Here is a 15,017-nt window from a genome sequence, read left to right on the forward strand (position 1 = left end):
GACGGAATTAAAAAAGGAATGTTTGCTGTTCAAAATTACCACACGGTCCCTGCCTGGCCGGCCCTTGGGGAAGCGGTGATGGTCACACCCCAAAGGCCGGAAGGCCCGGGTCCTTTGTGCTGCGGTGGCCCCCGCTTAGGCTTTCGGGTATGCCGATGTATCCGCAGCAGCCTTCCTCCGGACTCCCCGACGATCCCTACCGTGGTGCTACCGGTCCCCTGCCGCAGCAGGCCAACCCCAGCTGGATGGGGCATGTGCAGCCCGAACACTACCGCGCGGCGCCGGGACACCAGGGCGGACCGATGGCGGTGTTGGTGCCGCCGGGCGCGCAGGGCGCGGCCCTTCAGGCGTCGCGGACCCGCAGCGGGCTGGTGGGGTTGACGGTTGCCGGCGCCGTCCTGGCTTTCTTGAGCCTTTTCCTGGTGGTGCCGTTCCTGCTCTCCAACACCGGCGCCGGCGGTTTCCTGATTGGTTTCGTGGCGTCGCTGATCCCGCTGTCGGTGGTCCTGGCCGCGGTGCACATCATCGACAGGTGGGAACCTGAACCTAAGCGGCTGCTGTTCTTTGCCTTCACATGGGGTGCTGCGGTGTCGGTTGCCGTGACCCTGCTCATCCAGCCGTTCTTTGTGATCGCCTTCCAGTTCACCGACGAGCCCGACCTGCAGACCTACATGGCCACCGTGCAGGCACCCATCGTCGAGGAATTCGCCAAGTCGCTTGGCCTGCTCATCCTCCTCCTGGCGGCACGCCGGCAATTCGACGGACCGGTAGACGGCGTGGTGTTCGCCTTCACCATCGCCGGCGGATTCGCCTTCACCGAAAACATCCTCTATTTCGGCAGGGCCATCGCGGAATCGGCATCACCGGCAAGCGACTTTGCGCAGGTCTTCTTCCTCCGCGGGGTCATGTCCCCGTTCGCCCATGCGATTTTCACCGGGACCACCGGCCTGATCATGGGCTTCGCTGCCAGGCGCTGGCACACTGGCGCTTCGATGGGCGCCTTTTTCGTGGGGCTGCTGCCGGCCATGTTCCTGCACAACAGGTGGAACAGCATGGGCCAGGGCTTCCTCCTGGACTACATCCTGGTCCAGGTGCCCATCTTCGTCCTGGCAGTGGGCGGCATCATCTTCCTGCGGGTGGCCGAGAACCGCCTGACCCGCCAGCGGCTGATGGAGTACTCCGCAGCCGGCTGGTTTACACCGGCCGAAGTCCAGTTGCTGGCCACCCGCGGCGGCAGGCGAACGGTCCTGGCATGGGCTGCAGGTTCGGGCAGGAAGCACCAGATGAAACAGTTCGTGAAGGCGGCCACCCAGCTCGCCAATACCCGCCAGCGGATCCTGAACGGACGGGACGTTGCGCTGCACCAGGCCGAGGAAAGGCAGCAACTCCAGCGCATCGTATCCCTGCGGGCGGCCGTAGCGGGCTGAGCCGCACCGGCTGGGACGCAAACAGGGCCCCGCCGAAATGGCGGGGCCCTGTTTGCGTGGTGGAAAGGCTACGCGAGCAGCGAAGGCTTTAGCTGCTGCAGCCGGCCCAGCAGACCGTTGATGAACTGCGGGGACTCGTCCGTCGACAGTGTCTTGGCCAGCGCTACCGCCTCGCTGACCGCCACACCGTCCGGGACGTCGTCGTTGTAAAGAAGCTCCCAGGTGCCGATACGCAGGATGATGCGGTCCACCGACGGCATCCGCTCCAGGCTCCAGCCCTGCGAGTACGTCTCCAGGAACTCGTCGATGGCTGCCTGCTGGGACACGACGCCTTCGACGATCTCCAAGGTGTAGGGGTTGACCACCTGGTCAGTCTTTTCCCGGCGTGCGCGAAGCACGTCGAACGCCGAAACAGAGCGCTGCTCCGCCTCGAACAGAACATCCAGTGCCCTGTTGCGGGCTTTACCGCGGGCGCTCACTACTCGGTGACCCGGCCCAGGTAGCTGCCGTCGCGGGTGTCCACCTTGACCTTGGTGTTGTTCTCGATGAACAGCGGAACCTGGATCTCGTAGCCGGTTTCCAGCGTGGCAGGCTTGGTGCCTGCGGAGGAGCGGTCGCCCTGCAGGCCCGGCTCGGTGTAGGTGATTTCGAGGACGACGCTCGGCGGCAGTTCGATGTAGAGCGGGTTGCCGTCGTGGATGGCGATGTTGACCATCTGGTTTTCGAGCATGAAGTTGGTGGCGTCGCCAACCGTGGCACCGGAGACGGTGATCTGGTCGTAGTCGGAGGTGTCCATGAAGACGAAGTCGGCGCCGTCCTGGTACAGGTACTGGTAGTCGCGGCGGTCAACGGTGGCGGTCTCGATCTTGAGGCCGGCGTTGAAGGTCTTGTCAACAACCTTGCCGGACATCACGTTGCGCATCTTGGTCCGCACAAAGGCGCCGCCCTTGCCGGGCTTGACGTGCTGGAATTCGATGACGTTCCAGAGCTGGCCCTCAAGCTTCAGGACCGTTCCGTTCTTAATGTCGTTAGTGGTTGCCACTGGTTTCCTCTGGTTTCTTTGTCTGGCCGCGTGGTCAGATGCTGTATGCCGGGCGGGCACGCCGCAACGGCCCGCCTGCACGTGTTTGTCAAAAATCGCGTGGATGCAAAAATTCCACAACCATTCTACCGGTAAATCCGGCCGGGCCTTTCCGTGGCCTATGCCTGCGCCCTAGCAGGCCAGGTCCAGGACGTCCCTGGCCCGCTGGAGCGCCACCGTGGACGAGTAAATCTGCGCAGCATCGGCCGATTGCGCAACGCGCAGGTCAAGCGCCCGGGTGAAGGATTCAACCGCAGCCGAGGTTTGGCCGGCGGCGTACTGTGTCCGGCCCAGGTATTGCAGGGCGAGTGCTTCACGCGGCGTGCCGTGCGCTTCAGCCAGGAGCTGGCGGAACAGCCCAATGGCCCGGTCCATGCGGTGCGTGACGCTGAGCACCTCGGCTTCGAACACGCGAAGCAGGAACGATTCGGGGTCCTTGAAGCGTGCCTCGGCCAGCAGTTCGGCGGCCTCGGAGGCGTGGCCCTGGACGAGGAGCACGAAGATATGGTCGGCGGGATCCGTTGCGGCGGCCAATGCCTCCCGCACAACATCCTCATTGATGATCTGGGGCAGCAGGGTATCGGGGTTGATCCGGATTCCCGGGAACCCTGCCTCGGGCCAGTCGGAGGTGCCGCTCAGGTCGCCCTGCATCAGGACGCGATTTCCTGGTAGGCCGCAAACAGCAGCGACGTGTCGGGGACATCGAGGATCCCAGGTTTGGCGATGCCGTCGAGCACCACGAACCGCAGCAGGTCACCGCGGGACTTCTTGTCCCGGCGCATGCCGTCCAGCAGGCCCTGCCAGCGGTCCCGGCGGTAGGTGACCGGGAGCCCCAGCCCTTCCAGGATGCTCCGGTGCCGGTCGGCGTCGACGTCGCTGAGCCGCCCCACGCTGCGGGCAAGTTCCGCTGCAAACATCATGCCCACGGACACTGCGGCGCCGTGCCGCCAGGAGTACCGCTCCACCAGTTCGATGGCGTGCCCCAGGGTGTGCCCGTAGTTCAGGGTTTCCCGCAGCCCTGACTCTTTGAGGTCCTCGGAAACCACTTTTGCCTTCACGGCAATGGTCCGCTCGATGAGTTCCCTGAGCTCGGCGGAGCGCGGGTCCACCACAGCGGCGGGGTCCTTTTCCACCAGGTCCAGGATGGCGGGATCGGCAATGAAGCCGCACTTGATGACCTCCGCCAGGCCGGAGATGATCTCATTCTTCGGCAGCGTGTCCAGGGTATCCAGGTCCGCCAGGACGGCGGCGGGCGGGTGGAAGGCCCCCACGAGGTTCTTGCCCTCGGCGGTGTTGATGCCGGTTTTGCCGCCAACGGAGGCGTCCACCATGCCCAGCAGGCTGGTGGGCATGTGGATGACCTTGACCCCGCGCAGCCAGGTGGCGGCGACGAAGCCTGCAAGATCGGTCACTGCCCCGCCACCGACGGCCACGATGGCGTCCGAGCGGGTGAAGTCGTTCTGGCCCAGGACCTGCCAGCAGAATGCTGCCACCTGGATGTGCTTGCCTTCTTCGGCGTCGGGGATTTCGGCGGTGAGGGAGGTGAAGCCGGCGGCGGCGAGTTCATCGCGGACGGTGTCACCGGTAAGGCGCAGGGCGCGGGGGTGGATCACCAGGACCCGGCGGACACGCTCCCCGAGAAGCGCGGGAAGGTCACCAAGCAGGCCGCGCCCGACGACAACGCCGTAGTTGTTGCCAGCACCTTCGCCGGTGACGTTGATGACTGTTGATTGGGTGTTCACTTTTCAACTTCCTGTTTGGCAGCTGCGTGGTTCCGCAGTGCTGCTTCCAGCCGGCCGCCGAGCTCGGGTATCGAGCCGTGGCGGACGTCGAGGGTGATGTCGGCCAGCCGCTCGTAGACCGGCCTGCGGGTGGCGAACATTACTGTCCAGCGGCCCATGGCGTCGCCGGCGAGGAGGGGCCTGCCGGAGTTCCGGGCAATCCTGTCCGCCACCGTTTCGGCATCGCATTCCAGGTACACCACCGTGCAGCGGCCCATCAGTTGCTGCGTGCCGGAGTCCAGTACAGCTCCACCGCCCAGTGAGATAACCGTAGGGTTTCCTTCGGCTTCTTCGACGGCGTGGGCAACGGTCCGTGCCTCAATTTCCCTGAAGGCGTGTTCACCGCGGCCGGCGAAGATTTCGGCGATGGATCCATGGCCGGCAACGATCACGGCGTCGGTGTCAACGAACCGGGCGCCCAGCTGCTGAGCCAGTTGCTGGCCTATGGCTGATTTGCCAACGGCCATGGGGCCGATGAGCACGATCGGCCGGTCGCCGACAGGTCCGGTGTTGCTGCGGTGGAGCACTACTGGCCGATCGAGTCCAGGGATGCCGGGATGTTGTCCAGGTAACCCTTGATGTTGCGGGCGGTTTCCGCCACTGAGTCACCGCCGAACTTTTCGATGACGGCTTCGGCGAGGACCAGGGCCACCATGGCCTCGGCCACCACGCCGGCGGCCGGGACTGCGCAAACGTCCGAACGCTGGTGGTGGGCTTTGGCCGGTTCGCCGGTGCTGACGTCAATGGTCCGCAGGGCGCGCGGTACGGTGGCGATGGGCTTCATGGCCGCGCGGACGCGCAGGACGTCCCCGATGCTCATGCCGCCTTCGATGCCACCGGCGCGGTTGCTGGCGCGGACAATCGTGCCCTCGCCGTCGCGGACGATTTCATCGTGGGCGGCAGAACCGCGGCGGGCGGCAGTGAGGAAGCCGTCGCCGACCTCCACTCCCTTGATGGCCTGGATGCCCATGAGGGCGGCCGCGAGCCTGGCGTCCAGCCGGCGGTCCCAGTGCACGTAGCTGCCAAGTCCGGGTGGGAGGCCGTAGGCCAGGACCTCCACCACGCCGCCCAGCGTCTCGCCTTCCTTGTGCGCGGCGTCCACCTCGGCCACCATGGCGTCCGAGGTTTCGCGGTCGAAGCAGCGCAGGGGGTCGGCATCCAGGGCAATGACATCGCCGGGTACGGGCAGCGGGCGGCCTTCCGGGACCGTCACGCTGGCGATGGACACGGTGTGGCTGACCAGTTCAATGCCGAGGTGCCTGAGGAACTGTGCCGCCACGGTGCCCAGCGCCACGCGGGTGGCTGTCTCGCGTGCGCTGGCGCGTTCAAGCACCGGGCGCGCTTCGTCGAAGCCGTACTTCTGCATGCCCGTGAAGTCCGCGTGTCCCGGGCGGGGCCGCGTCAGGGGCGCGTTGCGGGCCTGGTCGGCGAGGAGCTCGGCGGCCACGGGGTCGGCGGACATGATCTGCTCCCACTTGGGCCATTCGGTGTTGCCCACCTGGATGGCAACGGGGCCGCCCTGGGTGATGCCGTGCCGGACTCCGCCGAGGATCGTCACGACGTCCTGCTCGAATTTCATCCGCGCACCGCGGCCGTAGCCAAGACGGCGGCGGGCCAGGGAGTCTGCGATGTGCCCGCTGGTGATTTCCACACCGGCGGGGACGCCCTCAATAATTCCCATCAGAGCCGGGCCATGGGATTCACCGGCAGTCAACCAACGCATAATTTCCATCCTGCCACGTAGGGCGGTCAGAACGCCCGCCGGGCAAGGCCGACTGCGTCACACATCACATCTATGACAGCTGCGTTAACGTCTTCCCCGCGCCGGGTGAAGAGCCGCACCTGCTCCACGGCCTGGTACAGCAGCATCTCCAGGCCAGGCACCACACGGCCGCCGCCGGCCTGCCATACCGAGGCAATCAGGCTGGGCCAGGGATCGTAGGCAACATCCAGCAGCACGCCCGGCGTGGTTGTCTTCAGGGCGGCAAGTTCCGCTGCGAGTCCGTCTGCCGCATGGGGCGGCAGGGTGGAAATCACGACGTCGGCTTCCGAGGTGGGGCGGGCGGCTTCCGCCAGGGAATGGACCTCCAGGGCAACCCCCAGGCTGTCCGCGGCCGCGCGGACGTCCGCTGTCCGCGAGGCATCGCGGACGAACAGCTGTACGGTTCCGGTTCCGAGTTCCTTCAGGGCAGCAACCGCCGAAGCAGCCGTCCCGCCACCACCCAGGATGACTGCCGAAGGTGCCGCCGGCGTCCCGGCGTGGCAAAGGGCGTTGACGATGCCGGTGACGTCCGTATTGGAGCCCACCACCCTGGTACCGCCGGCTGACTCCTCAAAGGTAACGGTGTTCACCACACCCAGGGTCCGGGCAACACCCCGCACCTCGTCCACCTGGTCGAGCATCGCCGTCTTCAGCGGCATCGTCACCGAGAGCCCGCGCCAGCCAGGCTGGTGCCGGATCTGGCGCATGAAGGACGGCAGCAACTCCTCGGTGACGTCGATGGCCGTATAGCTGATCCCTGCACCCAGCTGCCCGTACGCCGACAGATGCAGCGCCGGGGATTTCGAGTGGCTGATCGGGTGGCCCAGGACGGCAGCCCGCAGGCTCATGTGCAGCGGCCAGCGTTGGCCTGGCACCAGGCGTTGTACTGCTCCACGTAGGCGTTGTGCTCAGCCAGGGTCTTGGCGAACTTGGTTTCCTTGGTGTCCAGGTTGATGGTCACCCAGTACAGGTAATCATTGGACTTGGGCCGGGCGGCTGCATCGATGGCCGTCTTGCCGGGGGAACCGATGGGCCCCGGCGGCAGGCCGGGATTGGCGTAGGTGTTGTAGGGGTTGGACTTGTCCTGGCGCTGTTCATCAGTGAAATTGAAGCTGCGGGTACCAAGGCCGTACGTGACGGCGGAGTCAACCTGGAGGAAGCCGCCGGTCTGGTCATTGGGCTTGAGCCGGTTGTAAATGGCGCCCGCCACGTCGCCGTAGTCGGCCTGGCCGCCCTCGGCCTGGACGATGCTGGCCACGATGACGGCCTCATACTGCTTGGCCGGATCTGTGATGCCCTGCGAAACGAGTTCATCGGTGGTGGCCTTCACGAGCGCCTGCAGGATGTCCTTTGCCGGAGTTCCCAGCGGGAAACGGTACTCCCCGGGCGCCAGGTAGCCTTCGAGGTTCTTGGCGTTGGCGGGCAGCCCAAACTGCGCCGGCTGGTTGCTGAGGGCCTGCAGCTGCTGCACGGAGAGCCCGGATCCCTCCGAGATCGACTGCAGGGATTCACTAATCCTCAGGCCCGCGCTGAGGGCGAAGTAGATGACTTTCGTCTTGTCCTTGCCCGCCAGCACATTCACCGCATCCGCGTTCTTCATCTCGGTCTTGAAGATGTAGTCGCCCGGCGCAAGGGTGGCGCCGGACGCATGGAACGCCTGCATGAAGGTGTCGGCGTTGGCAACGACACGCTTGTTTTCCAGGTCGGTGGCTACTGAACGGGTTCCCTCGCCGCTTTCCACCGTTACTTGGACCTCACCCGTTCCGGGACCGGGGAAGTCTGACGGCTTGCCGTTACCGAGAAGGGGCTTGAGGAACTGGGCTCCCACGGCCACGGCGGCCACGAAGACGATGAGCGTCAGGAACAGGGCCAGCAGCCTGCGGCGGCGCCGGACCTTCTTCGATGGGCGCGGCACTACCTGGGCTGCCGATGAGCCGGGAAGCAGTCCGTGGTCCGCATCGTGGTGGTATTCGTCGTGGTATGCGGCGGCGTGGTGGCCATGGTCGTCGTGCACTTCCCGGTAGTCGTGCGCGCCGGCTCCGTGGTGGAGGTCCGCTTCGTGGTGTACGCCGGCGTACTGGACCTCCGCCTCCTGGTACGCCACGTCGTCGTCGTGCGGGACGCCGTTGTGGTGCTGGACGTCGTCGTGGTGGTCAAGCGCGGCAGGTCTATCGGCGGCTGCATCGTGTCCGTGGGAAGGCCCGGCAGGCTGTTCATCCTGGATGGACGGCGGCGTAGCCGGAGCCGCCGGAACGTCGCCGGTGCGGGCCAGCGGGGCAAACGGCGGCTCCGCTCCGGGAGACGCGGCAGCCGGCGGCGCGGCGGGGGGCGGCGGGACGTCGCCGGTTTCGTAGGCGTGCTCGGGCACGGTGTCCTGGCCACCGGTATGGGTCTTCTCCCGTGCCCGCAGTTCCTTGCGGGTCAACGGCCTCCCGGCCCCCGTATCCAGCGGGCCGGAGGCGTCGTCAATGTTGGCAGGGCTCACTGTTGCCTTCCATTATCTGAAGATTGTGCCGTGTCTACGGGGGTGGCGTGGACGGATTCGTCCACCCCGCCGGTCCCCTTGGCCACGGACGGGGATGGCGCTGTCACGCGTGAGCCGACATCCGCTCCCCTGGCTTTTTGCATGTCGATGGCGTGCTGAAGAATACCCGCCGCCGCGACCTGATCAACTACTTTACGGTGGTCCCTGCTGCTCATGCCAGCTTCATGCAGGTTCCGGTGGGCCGTGACACTGCTGAGGCGTTCGTCCACGAGGTTCACCGGGACGGCAAGCCCGCGCCGTGAAAACTCGGCCGCGAGGAGCAGCGCATAGTCCGTGGCCATCCTTGCGGAGGCATGTTCCTCGCCCTTCATGGTCCTGGGCAGGCCGACAATGACCTGCACCGCGCCAAGTTCCTCCGCCAGGCCGGCGATGACGCGCACGTCCGAGTTCTTCTTCGCGTTCCGGTCAAGGGTCTTGTACGGCGTGGCCAGGATGGAGTCGCGGTCGCAGACCGCCACCCCCACCCGGACGGTGCCGACGTCCACCCCCAGTTTGACGCCCAGTGGGTAGCCGCCGGCAGCAACAGGATTGGTCATGACTGGATTAGCGCCTGGAAATGGCGTCGACGACGGCTGCCAGGGCAGCGCCGACCTTTCCGGCATCGGTTCCGCCACCCTGGGCGACGTCGTCCTTTCCGCCACCACCACCGCCGAGCACTCCGGCAGCGACGCGGACCAGGGCCCCGGCCTTGACGCCGGCTTCCCTGGCTGCCTCATTGGTGGCCACCAGGATCAGCGGGCGGTCGTTGGCGACGCCGGCCACGGCCACGGCGGAGGCCGCCGAGCCGAGCCGGTTGCGAAGGTCGAGGGCCAGGCCGCGGAGGTCGTCTGCACCGCTGACGGTGCCCGCGTCGTGGGCCAGCACCTTGACGCCGCCGGCATCCTGGGCGCTGTTGACCAGCTGCGCGGCGGAGGCGGCCAGCTGTTCCTTGCGGAGCCGGTCCAGTTCCTTCTCGGTGGCCTTCAGCTTCGCCAGCGTGGCGGAAATCCTGTCGGCGAGCTGGCCGGACGGAACCTTCAACAGGTCCGTCAGCTCCGTCACCAGGGCGCGCTCGGCAGCAAGGTGGCGGAAGGCCTCCATGCCGACGAATGCTTCCACGCGGCGGTTCCCTGAGCCCACGGACTGCTCACCCAGGAGGGAGAGGCTTCCGATGAGCGAGGTGTTGGCAACGTGGGTGCCGCCGCACAGTTCGCGCGACCAGGCGCCGTCAATCTCCACCACTCGCACCTCGCTGCCATAGTTTTCGCCGAAGAGGGCCATGGCACCCATGGCCTTGGCTTCGGCCAGCCCCATGATCTTCGTTTCCACCGCGTAGTTGTTGCGGATGGCAAGGTTGGAGACTTCCTCGATCTCGGACCGGGTGGCGGTGCTCAGGCCCTCACCCCAGGCGAAGTCGAAGCGCAGGTAGCCTGCCTTGTTGAAGGATCCGCGCTGCGTGGCCTCCGGGCCAAGGATCTGGTGCAGGGCGGCGTGCACGATGTGCGTACCGGTGTGCGCCTGCTCGGCGGCGTGGCGCCGTTCACGGTCGACGGCGGCGCGCACCAGCGAGTCAGCGCCGATTTCGCCTTCACGGACGATCGCCTTATGGACGCTCAGGCCCTTCACGGGGCGCTGGACGTCCAGGACCTCGACGACGAATCCGTCACCGGTGATCAGGCCGGTGTCGGCGGCCTGGCCGCCGGCTTCGGCGTAGAACGGGGTTTCGGCCAGCACGAGTTCGATCTCGTCGCCGGTGGCTGCCTGCTGGACCTGGCGGCCGGCGCTGAGCAGGCCGCGCACGCGCGATTCCCCTTCAAGCTCGCTGTAGCCGGTGAAGACAGTCTCGCCCTGGGCCAGGATGTCCTGGAAGACGCTGACGTCCGCGTGGCCGCCCTTCTTGCCCTTGGCGTCGGCCTGCGCGCGCTGGCGCTGCTCCTGCATGAGGCTGCGGAACGCCGCCTCGTCCACTTTGAGCCCGGCTTCCTCTGCCATTTCCAGCGTGAGGTCGATGGGGAAACCGTAGGTGTCGTGCAGGGTGAAGGCGTCTTCACCGGACAGCGGCTGGTTGGCTGCCTTGGATTCCCTGACGGCATCCTCAAGGCGTGCCGTGCCCGACGCGATGGTGCGCAGGAAGGCCTTCTCTTCAGCGTACGCGATCCGGCTGATGCGGGCGAAGTCGGTATCCACCACCGGGTAGACGCCCTTCATGGCATCCCGGGAAGCGGGCAGCAGTTCCGGCAGGCAGGCCTGTTCCACGCCGAGGAGGCGCATGGAACGCACGGCCCGGCGGATCAGCCGGCGCAGGACGTAGCCGCGGCCTTCGTTCGAGGGGGTCACGCCGTCGGAAATCAGCATCAGGGCCGAACGGATGTGATCGGCCACCACGCGCATGCGGACGTCATCCGTGTGGTGGGGGTCATCCGGGGTTTCCGCGGAGGTGTACTCCCTGCCGGACAGTTCCGCGGCCTTGTCAATGACGGGCCGCACCTGGTCGGTCTCGTACATGTTCTCGACGCCCTGCAGGATCATGGCGAGGCGTTCCATGCCGAGGCCCGTGTCGATGTTCTTCTTGGGCAGCTCGCCCACCACATCGAAGTCCACCTTGGAGCGCACATTTTCGATCTGGTACTGCATGAATACCAGGTTCCAGATCTCGATGTAGCGGGTCTCGTCGGCGAGGGGACCGCCCTCAACCCCGTACGCAGGACCGCGGTCGTAGTAGATTTCGGAACAGGGACCCGCGGGGCCGGGCTGGCCGGTATGCCAGTAGTTGTCCGACTTGCCCATCCGCTGGATTCGTTCAGCCGGGACGCCGGTGTTCTTCAGCCACAGCTCCTCGGCCTCGTCGTCCTCTTCGTAGACCGTCACCCAGAGGCGTTCCGGCGCAAGGCCGTAGCCGCCGTCGTCAACGCCCGTGGTGAGCAGTTCCCAGGCGAACTTGATGGCGTCTTCCTTGAAGTAGTCGCCGAACGAGAAGTTGCCGCACATCTGGAAGAAGGTGCCGTGGCGGGCTGTCTTGCCCACTTCTTCGATGTCGCCGGTGCGGATGCACTTCTGCACGCTGGTGGCCCGGGAGTACGGCGCTTCCTCGCGGGCAGTGAGGTAGGGAATGAACGGGACCATACCGGCCACCGTGAACAGCAGGGAGGGGTCGCTGGAGACCAGCGATGCGGAGGGAACCGCGGTGTGGCCCTTGCTGACAAAAAAGTCCACCCAGCGCTTTGTGATCTCCTGCGACTTCATGAGCTGTTTTCTTACCCTTCTTGGTCCGCGCCGCCGGGCGGCGCGGAAATTTCGTTCAGGTGGCACGGTTCCCGGAACGGGTTCCTGCCGGTTGTTGGCTGATGCCGGTGCAGTCCCCGCGGGGTCAGCGGCGGACCAGTTCCGCGGACTCCACACCCAGGGCGGTCCGCAGGTCGGTTTCCCGTTCGCGCATTCCTGCGCGGACGGCGTCGGCGAAGTCGTACACCCCGTCGGCGAGCTGCCCCACAGCGCGGTTGAGGCCTTCCGGCCCCAGCGCGGACTGGGCCTGGCTCACTTTGCGGAAGGCAATGACTCCAATGGCCACGCCGATTCCCATCCAGACAATTCTTTTCATGTTCGTTCTCTTCGAATCTAGCGGCTGCGGCGGCCGGCAGCGGGCTTCCGGCGGTTGGCGAAGGCACTGCGCACGCCGTAGCTGAACGCCGCGACCTTGATCAGCGGTGAACCGACGGTGGCGGCTACCAGCGAGGACAGGGCCGAAATGTTGGCAGACGCATCTGAGACGTTGGACGAGATACCGTCCACCTTCTTCAGCTGCTGGTTGGTGGTGGAGACGGTAGCTGTGACCTCGTCCATCAGGGGCGTGGCGCCGTCGCTGATGGACCTGATGGCGGTCCGCACCTCGTCGAAGACTTTACCCAGTTTCAGGATAGGGACCGCGAGCAGCAGCACCAGGAGTGCAAACACCCCGGCAGCGATCAGGCCGGCAATATCGCCACCAGACATAGACGTTCATCTCCTTGAAATTCTGTGGTTGAGCCACATCCGCCGCATGCACGGAAGGCCCGTTGCGCAGATGTCCCCCAAGTACCTTACATACAAAGAAGCCCGCGGCGCTTGCCACGGGCTTCTTTGGATACGCTGCTGGGATTTAGCGTGCGTAGAATTCGACGACGAGCTGCTCTTCGCAGGTCACCGGGATTTCAGAGCGCTTGGGGCGGCGCACGAGGCGTGCCTGCAGGGCTTCCAGCTTGACGTCCAGGTAGGCCGGAACGGCAGGCAGGACATCGCGGTGTGCACCGGCTGCGGCAACCTGGAGCGGAACCATGGTCTCGCTGCGGCTGTGGACGTGGACCAGCTGGCCTTCGCCGACGCGGAACGACGGGCGGTCAACGCGGATGCCGTCAACCATGATGTGACGGTGCACAACCAGCTGGCGGGCCTGGGCGATGGTGCGGGCGAAACCGGCACGCAGGACCAGGGCGTCGAGGCGCATTTCGAGCAGTTCGATGAGGTTTTCACCGGTCAGGCCCTTGGTGCGGCGGGCTTCCTCGAAAGCACGGGTCATCTGTGCTTCGCGGATGCCGTACTGGGCGCGCAGACGCTGCTTTTCGCGCAGACGTACGGCGTAGTCGGAGTCCTGCTTCTTGCGGGCACGGCCATGCTCACCGGGGCCGTACGGGCGGCGCTCCATGTACTTGGCGGCCTTGGGGGTCAGAGCGATGCCGAGGGACCGCGAGAGGCGGGCCTGACGGCGAGCACGAGTGTTGTTAGCCACTGGTGTCCTTCCAATATCTACGGTTGTCAGTGTTACTGGCCTCCAGGATGGAGAGCATCGGCCAACCGCCGCCTTTTGCTACTGGGCCCAGGGCATAGCCTTCCCAACGTGAATTGGGGAGATTTTGCGTCCGTGCCTTGCCAGACAAACATCCAGCCTACCACGGCAGCTACTTGCCCCGCACAATCTTCCGCAGTCGCTCCAACCGCTGGGCGATGTCCCTTTCCGCGCCGTTGCCGGTGGGCTGGTAGTAGTCCCGGCCCACCAGGTCGTCCGGCGGGTACTGCTGGGTGGACACTGCATGCGGGGCGTCGTGGGCGTACTTGTAGCCCACACCGTGTCCCAGCTGCTTGGACCCGGGGTAGTGCGCATCCCGCAGGTGCGCCGGAATCCCGACGCCAAGGCCCGCCCGCACGTCCGCGATGGCCTTGTTGATGCCCATGTAGGCCGCGTTCGATTTTGGTGCGGTGGCCAGGTGGACCACGGCCTCCGCCAGGATGATCCGCCCCTCCGGCATCCCGATCAGCTGCACTGCCTGCGCCGCGGCCACGGCGGTCTGCAGCGCGGTGGGGTCCGCCATGCCCACGTCCTCTGCCGCGGAAATGACGATCCGCCGGGCCACGAACCGCGGATCCTCCCCCGCTTCCAGCATCCGGGCGAGGTAATGCAGGGCGGCGTCAACGTCCGAGCCCCTGATGGACTTGATGAAGGCGCTGATGACGTCGTAGTGCTGGTCGCCGGCACGGTCATAGCGGACGGCGGCGGCGTCCAGGGCGCGCTCGGTGTGGCGAAGTTCAACGATGACCGGCTCCGCGGTGACCGGCACCTCAGCTGCGCTGTCCTCCCCCACGGAACGTTCGACGTCGTCCGCGTCACCGAAAGCCACGCCGGCCGCGGCCTCCAGCGCGGTAAGCGCCCTCCGCGCGTCCCCGCCGGACAGCCGGACCAGGTGATCCAAAGCGTCGTCGCTGAGCCGGACCTTGCCGCCCAGCCCGCGCGGGTCCTCCACGGCGCGCACCAGGAGGCCCGCGATATCGGCGTCGGTGAGGGGTTTGAGCGTGAGGAGCAGGGAGCGGGACAGCAGGGGCGAGACCACCGAAAAGGAGGGATTTTCCGTGGTGGCAGCGACCAGGACCACCCACCTGTTTTCGACGCCTGGCAGCAGCGCGTCCTGCTGGGCTTTGTTGAACCGGTGGATCTCGTCAAGGAACAGCACCGTGGTGGTCTTGTACAGGTCCCTGGCGGTCAGGGCGTCGTCCATGACGCGGCGGACATCCTTGACGCCTGCGGTGATGGCGGACAGCTCCACGAACTTCCGCCCGGGTCCGCGCGCAATGACGTGTGCCAGCGTGGTCTTGCCCGTGCCGGGCGGTCCCCACAGGATGAGGGAGGTAGGACCCGCCGGGCCGGAGGTGTCCGCCCCGGCGCCCGCCGCCAGCTGCCGCAGCGGGGACCCCTGGCCCAGCAGGTGCTGCTGGCCCACCACTTCATCCAGGGTGCGCGGACGCATCCGGACGGCCAGCGGACCGCGCGGGGAGGCATTGCCCCGCGAACCCTGGCCCCGGGTACCGGTGCTTACCCCGGCGGCCGGACCGTCGTCGTCGTCGTTTTCCGGCCCGTGCCCGAAGAGATCATCCACATAGATAGGCTACTTCCAGTTGACCCGTGTTTTTCCTCCCC

Annotated in this window: 15 protein-coding genes; 1 reads left to right on the forward strand and 14 read right to left on the reverse strand. The window is 66.3% G+C overall.

Annotated elements, in window-relative coordinates; translation table 11 throughout:
- The first annotated feature begins 149 nt into the window (after window positions 1-149).
- On the forward strand, window positions 150-1,427 hold the full coding sequence (locus ACR65K_RS05730; protein ID WP_440151698.1) for a PrsW family intramembrane metalloprotease: 1,278 nt from the start codon (window positions 150-152) through the stop codon (window positions 1,425-1,427).
- Window positions 1,428-1,495: 68 nt separating this feature from the next.
- On the opposite strand, the gene nusB is transcribed toward ACR65K_RS05730, so the two are convergent.
- The 14 genes from nusB to ACR65K_RS05800 form a co-directional block, all read right to left on the reverse strand.
- A complete protein-coding gene (gene nusB / locus ACR65K_RS05735; RefSeq protein WP_018761427.1) occupies window positions 1,496-1,906 on the reverse strand; it encodes a transcription antitermination factor NusB in 411 nt (136 codons plus the stop codon).
- On the reverse strand, window positions 1,906-2,469 hold the full coding sequence (efp, locus tag ACR65K_RS05740) for an elongation factor P (RefSeq protein WP_018769313.1): 564 nt from the start codon (window positions 2,467-2,469) through the stop codon (window positions 1,906-1,908). The genes nusB and efp overlap by 1 nt, the downstream gene beginning before the upstream one ends.
- A 171-nt stretch (window positions 2,470-2,640) precedes the next feature.
- Window positions 2,641-3,159, reverse strand: a complete 519-nt coding sequence (locus tag ACR65K_RS05745) for a tetratricopeptide repeat protein (RefSeq protein WP_440151700.1) — start codon at window positions 3,157-3,159, stop codon at window positions 2,641-2,643.
- The gene (gene aroB / locus ACR65K_RS05750; RefSeq protein ID WP_440151701.1) at window positions 3,159-4,250 is read right to left on the reverse strand and encodes a 3-dehydroquinate synthase; all 1,092 of its coding nucleotides are present in this window, start codon (window positions 4,248-4,250) and stop codon (window positions 3,159-3,161) included. The genes ACR65K_RS05745 and aroB overlap by 1 nt, the downstream gene beginning before the upstream one ends.
- Window positions 4,247-4,816: a shikimate kinase gene (locus tag ACR65K_RS05755; protein WP_440151702.1), complete on the reverse strand. Its 570-nt coding sequence runs from the start codon at window positions 4,814-4,816 to the stop codon at window positions 4,247-4,249. Before ACR65K_RS05755 ends, aroB begins: the two co-directional genes overlap by 4 nt.
- A complete protein-coding gene (gene aroC / locus ACR65K_RS05760) occupies window positions 4,816-6,015 on the reverse strand; it encodes a chorismate synthase (protein WP_056336909.1) in 1,200 nt (399 codons plus the stop codon). The genes ACR65K_RS05755 and aroC overlap by 1 nt, the downstream gene beginning before the upstream one ends.
- A gap of 23 nt (window positions 6,016-6,038) precedes the next feature.
- Entirely contained in the window at window positions 6,039-6,899 is an 861-nt protein-coding gene (locus ACR65K_RS05765; RefSeq protein ID WP_440151923.1) for a shikimate dehydrogenase, read from the reverse strand.
- Window positions 6,896-8,536, reverse strand: a complete 1,641-nt coding sequence (gene mltG / locus ACR65K_RS05770) for an endolytic transglycosylase MltG (protein ID WP_440151703.1) — start codon at window positions 8,534-8,536, stop codon at window positions 6,896-6,898. Before mltG ends, ACR65K_RS05765 begins: the two co-directional genes overlap by 4 nt.
- Window positions 8,533-9,132 (reverse strand): Holliday junction resolvase RuvX, encoded by a 600-nt coding sequence (gene ruvX, locus ACR65K_RS05775; RefSeq protein ID WP_440151704.1) that lies wholly within the window; start codon window positions 9,130-9,132, stop codon window positions 8,533-8,535. The genes mltG and ruvX overlap by 4 nt, the downstream gene beginning before the upstream one ends.
- A gap of 7 nt (window positions 9,133-9,139) precedes the next feature.
- Window positions 9,140-11,818: an alanine--tRNA ligase gene (alaS, locus tag ACR65K_RS05780; RefSeq protein ID WP_440151705.1), complete on the reverse strand. Its 2,679-nt coding sequence runs from the start codon at window positions 11,816-11,818 to the stop codon at window positions 9,140-9,142.
- Window positions 11,819-11,942: 124 nt separating this feature from the next.
- A complete protein-coding gene (locus ACR65K_RS05785) occupies window positions 11,943-12,173 on the reverse strand; it encodes a DUF6167 family protein (protein ID WP_235565211.1) in 231 nt (76 codons plus the stop codon).
- A gap of 17 nt (window positions 12,174-12,190) precedes the next feature.
- Complete coding sequence (locus tag ACR65K_RS05790; RefSeq protein ID WP_056336614.1) at window positions 12,191-12,565, reverse strand: DUF948 domain-containing protein; 375 nt, start codon at window positions 12,563-12,565, stop codon at window positions 12,191-12,193.
- Window positions 12,566-12,710: 145 nt separating this feature from the next.
- Complete coding sequence (rpsD, locus tag ACR65K_RS05795; RefSeq protein ID WP_043454433.1) at window positions 12,711-13,337, reverse strand: 30S ribosomal protein S4; 627 nt, start codon at window positions 13,335-13,337, stop codon at window positions 12,711-12,713.
- Between the two features lie 169 nt (window positions 13,338-13,506).
- The gene (locus ACR65K_RS05800; protein WP_440151707.1) at window positions 13,507-14,976 is read right to left on the reverse strand and encodes a replication-associated recombination protein A; all 1,470 of its coding nucleotides are present in this window, start codon (window positions 14,974-14,976) and stop codon (window positions 13,507-13,509) included.
- Window positions 14,977-15,017 lie beyond the last annotated feature (41 nt).

The sequence above is a fragment of the Arthrobacter sp. SAFR-179 genome (genome assembly GCF_059414945.1).

What these genes read in the sequence shown, in the direction of transcription:
- ACR65K_RS05730 (WP_440151698.1), top strand. Translation starts at nt 150, where the DNA reads ATGCCGATGTATCCGCAGCAGCCTTCCTCCGGACTCCCCGACGATCCC.
- ACR65K_RS05745 (WP_440151700.1), bottom strand. Translation starts at nt 3,159, where the DNA reads ATGCAGGGCGACCTGAGCGGCACCTCCGACTGGCCCGAGGCAGGGTTC.
- ACR65K_RS05765 (WP_440151923.1), bottom strand. Translation starts at nt 6,899, where the DNA reads ATGAGCCTGCGGGCTGCCGTCCTGGGCCACCCGATCAGCCACTCGAAA.
- ruvX (WP_440151704.1), bottom strand. Translation starts at nt 9,132, where the DNA reads ATGACCAATCCTGTTGCTGCCGGCGGCTACCCACTGGGCGTCAAACTG.
- alaS (WP_440151705.1), bottom strand. Translation starts at nt 11,818, where the DNA reads ATGAAGTCGCAGGAGATCACAAAGCGCTGGGTGGACTTTTTTGTCAGC.
- ACR65K_RS05785 (WP_235565211.1), bottom strand. Translation starts at nt 12,173, where the DNA reads ATGAAAAGAATTGTCTGGATGGGAATCGGCGTGGCCATTGGAGTCATT.
- ACR65K_RS05790 (WP_056336614.1), bottom strand. Translation starts at nt 12,565, where the DNA reads ATGTCTGGTGGCGATATTGCCGGCCTGATCGCTGCCGGGGTGTTTGCA.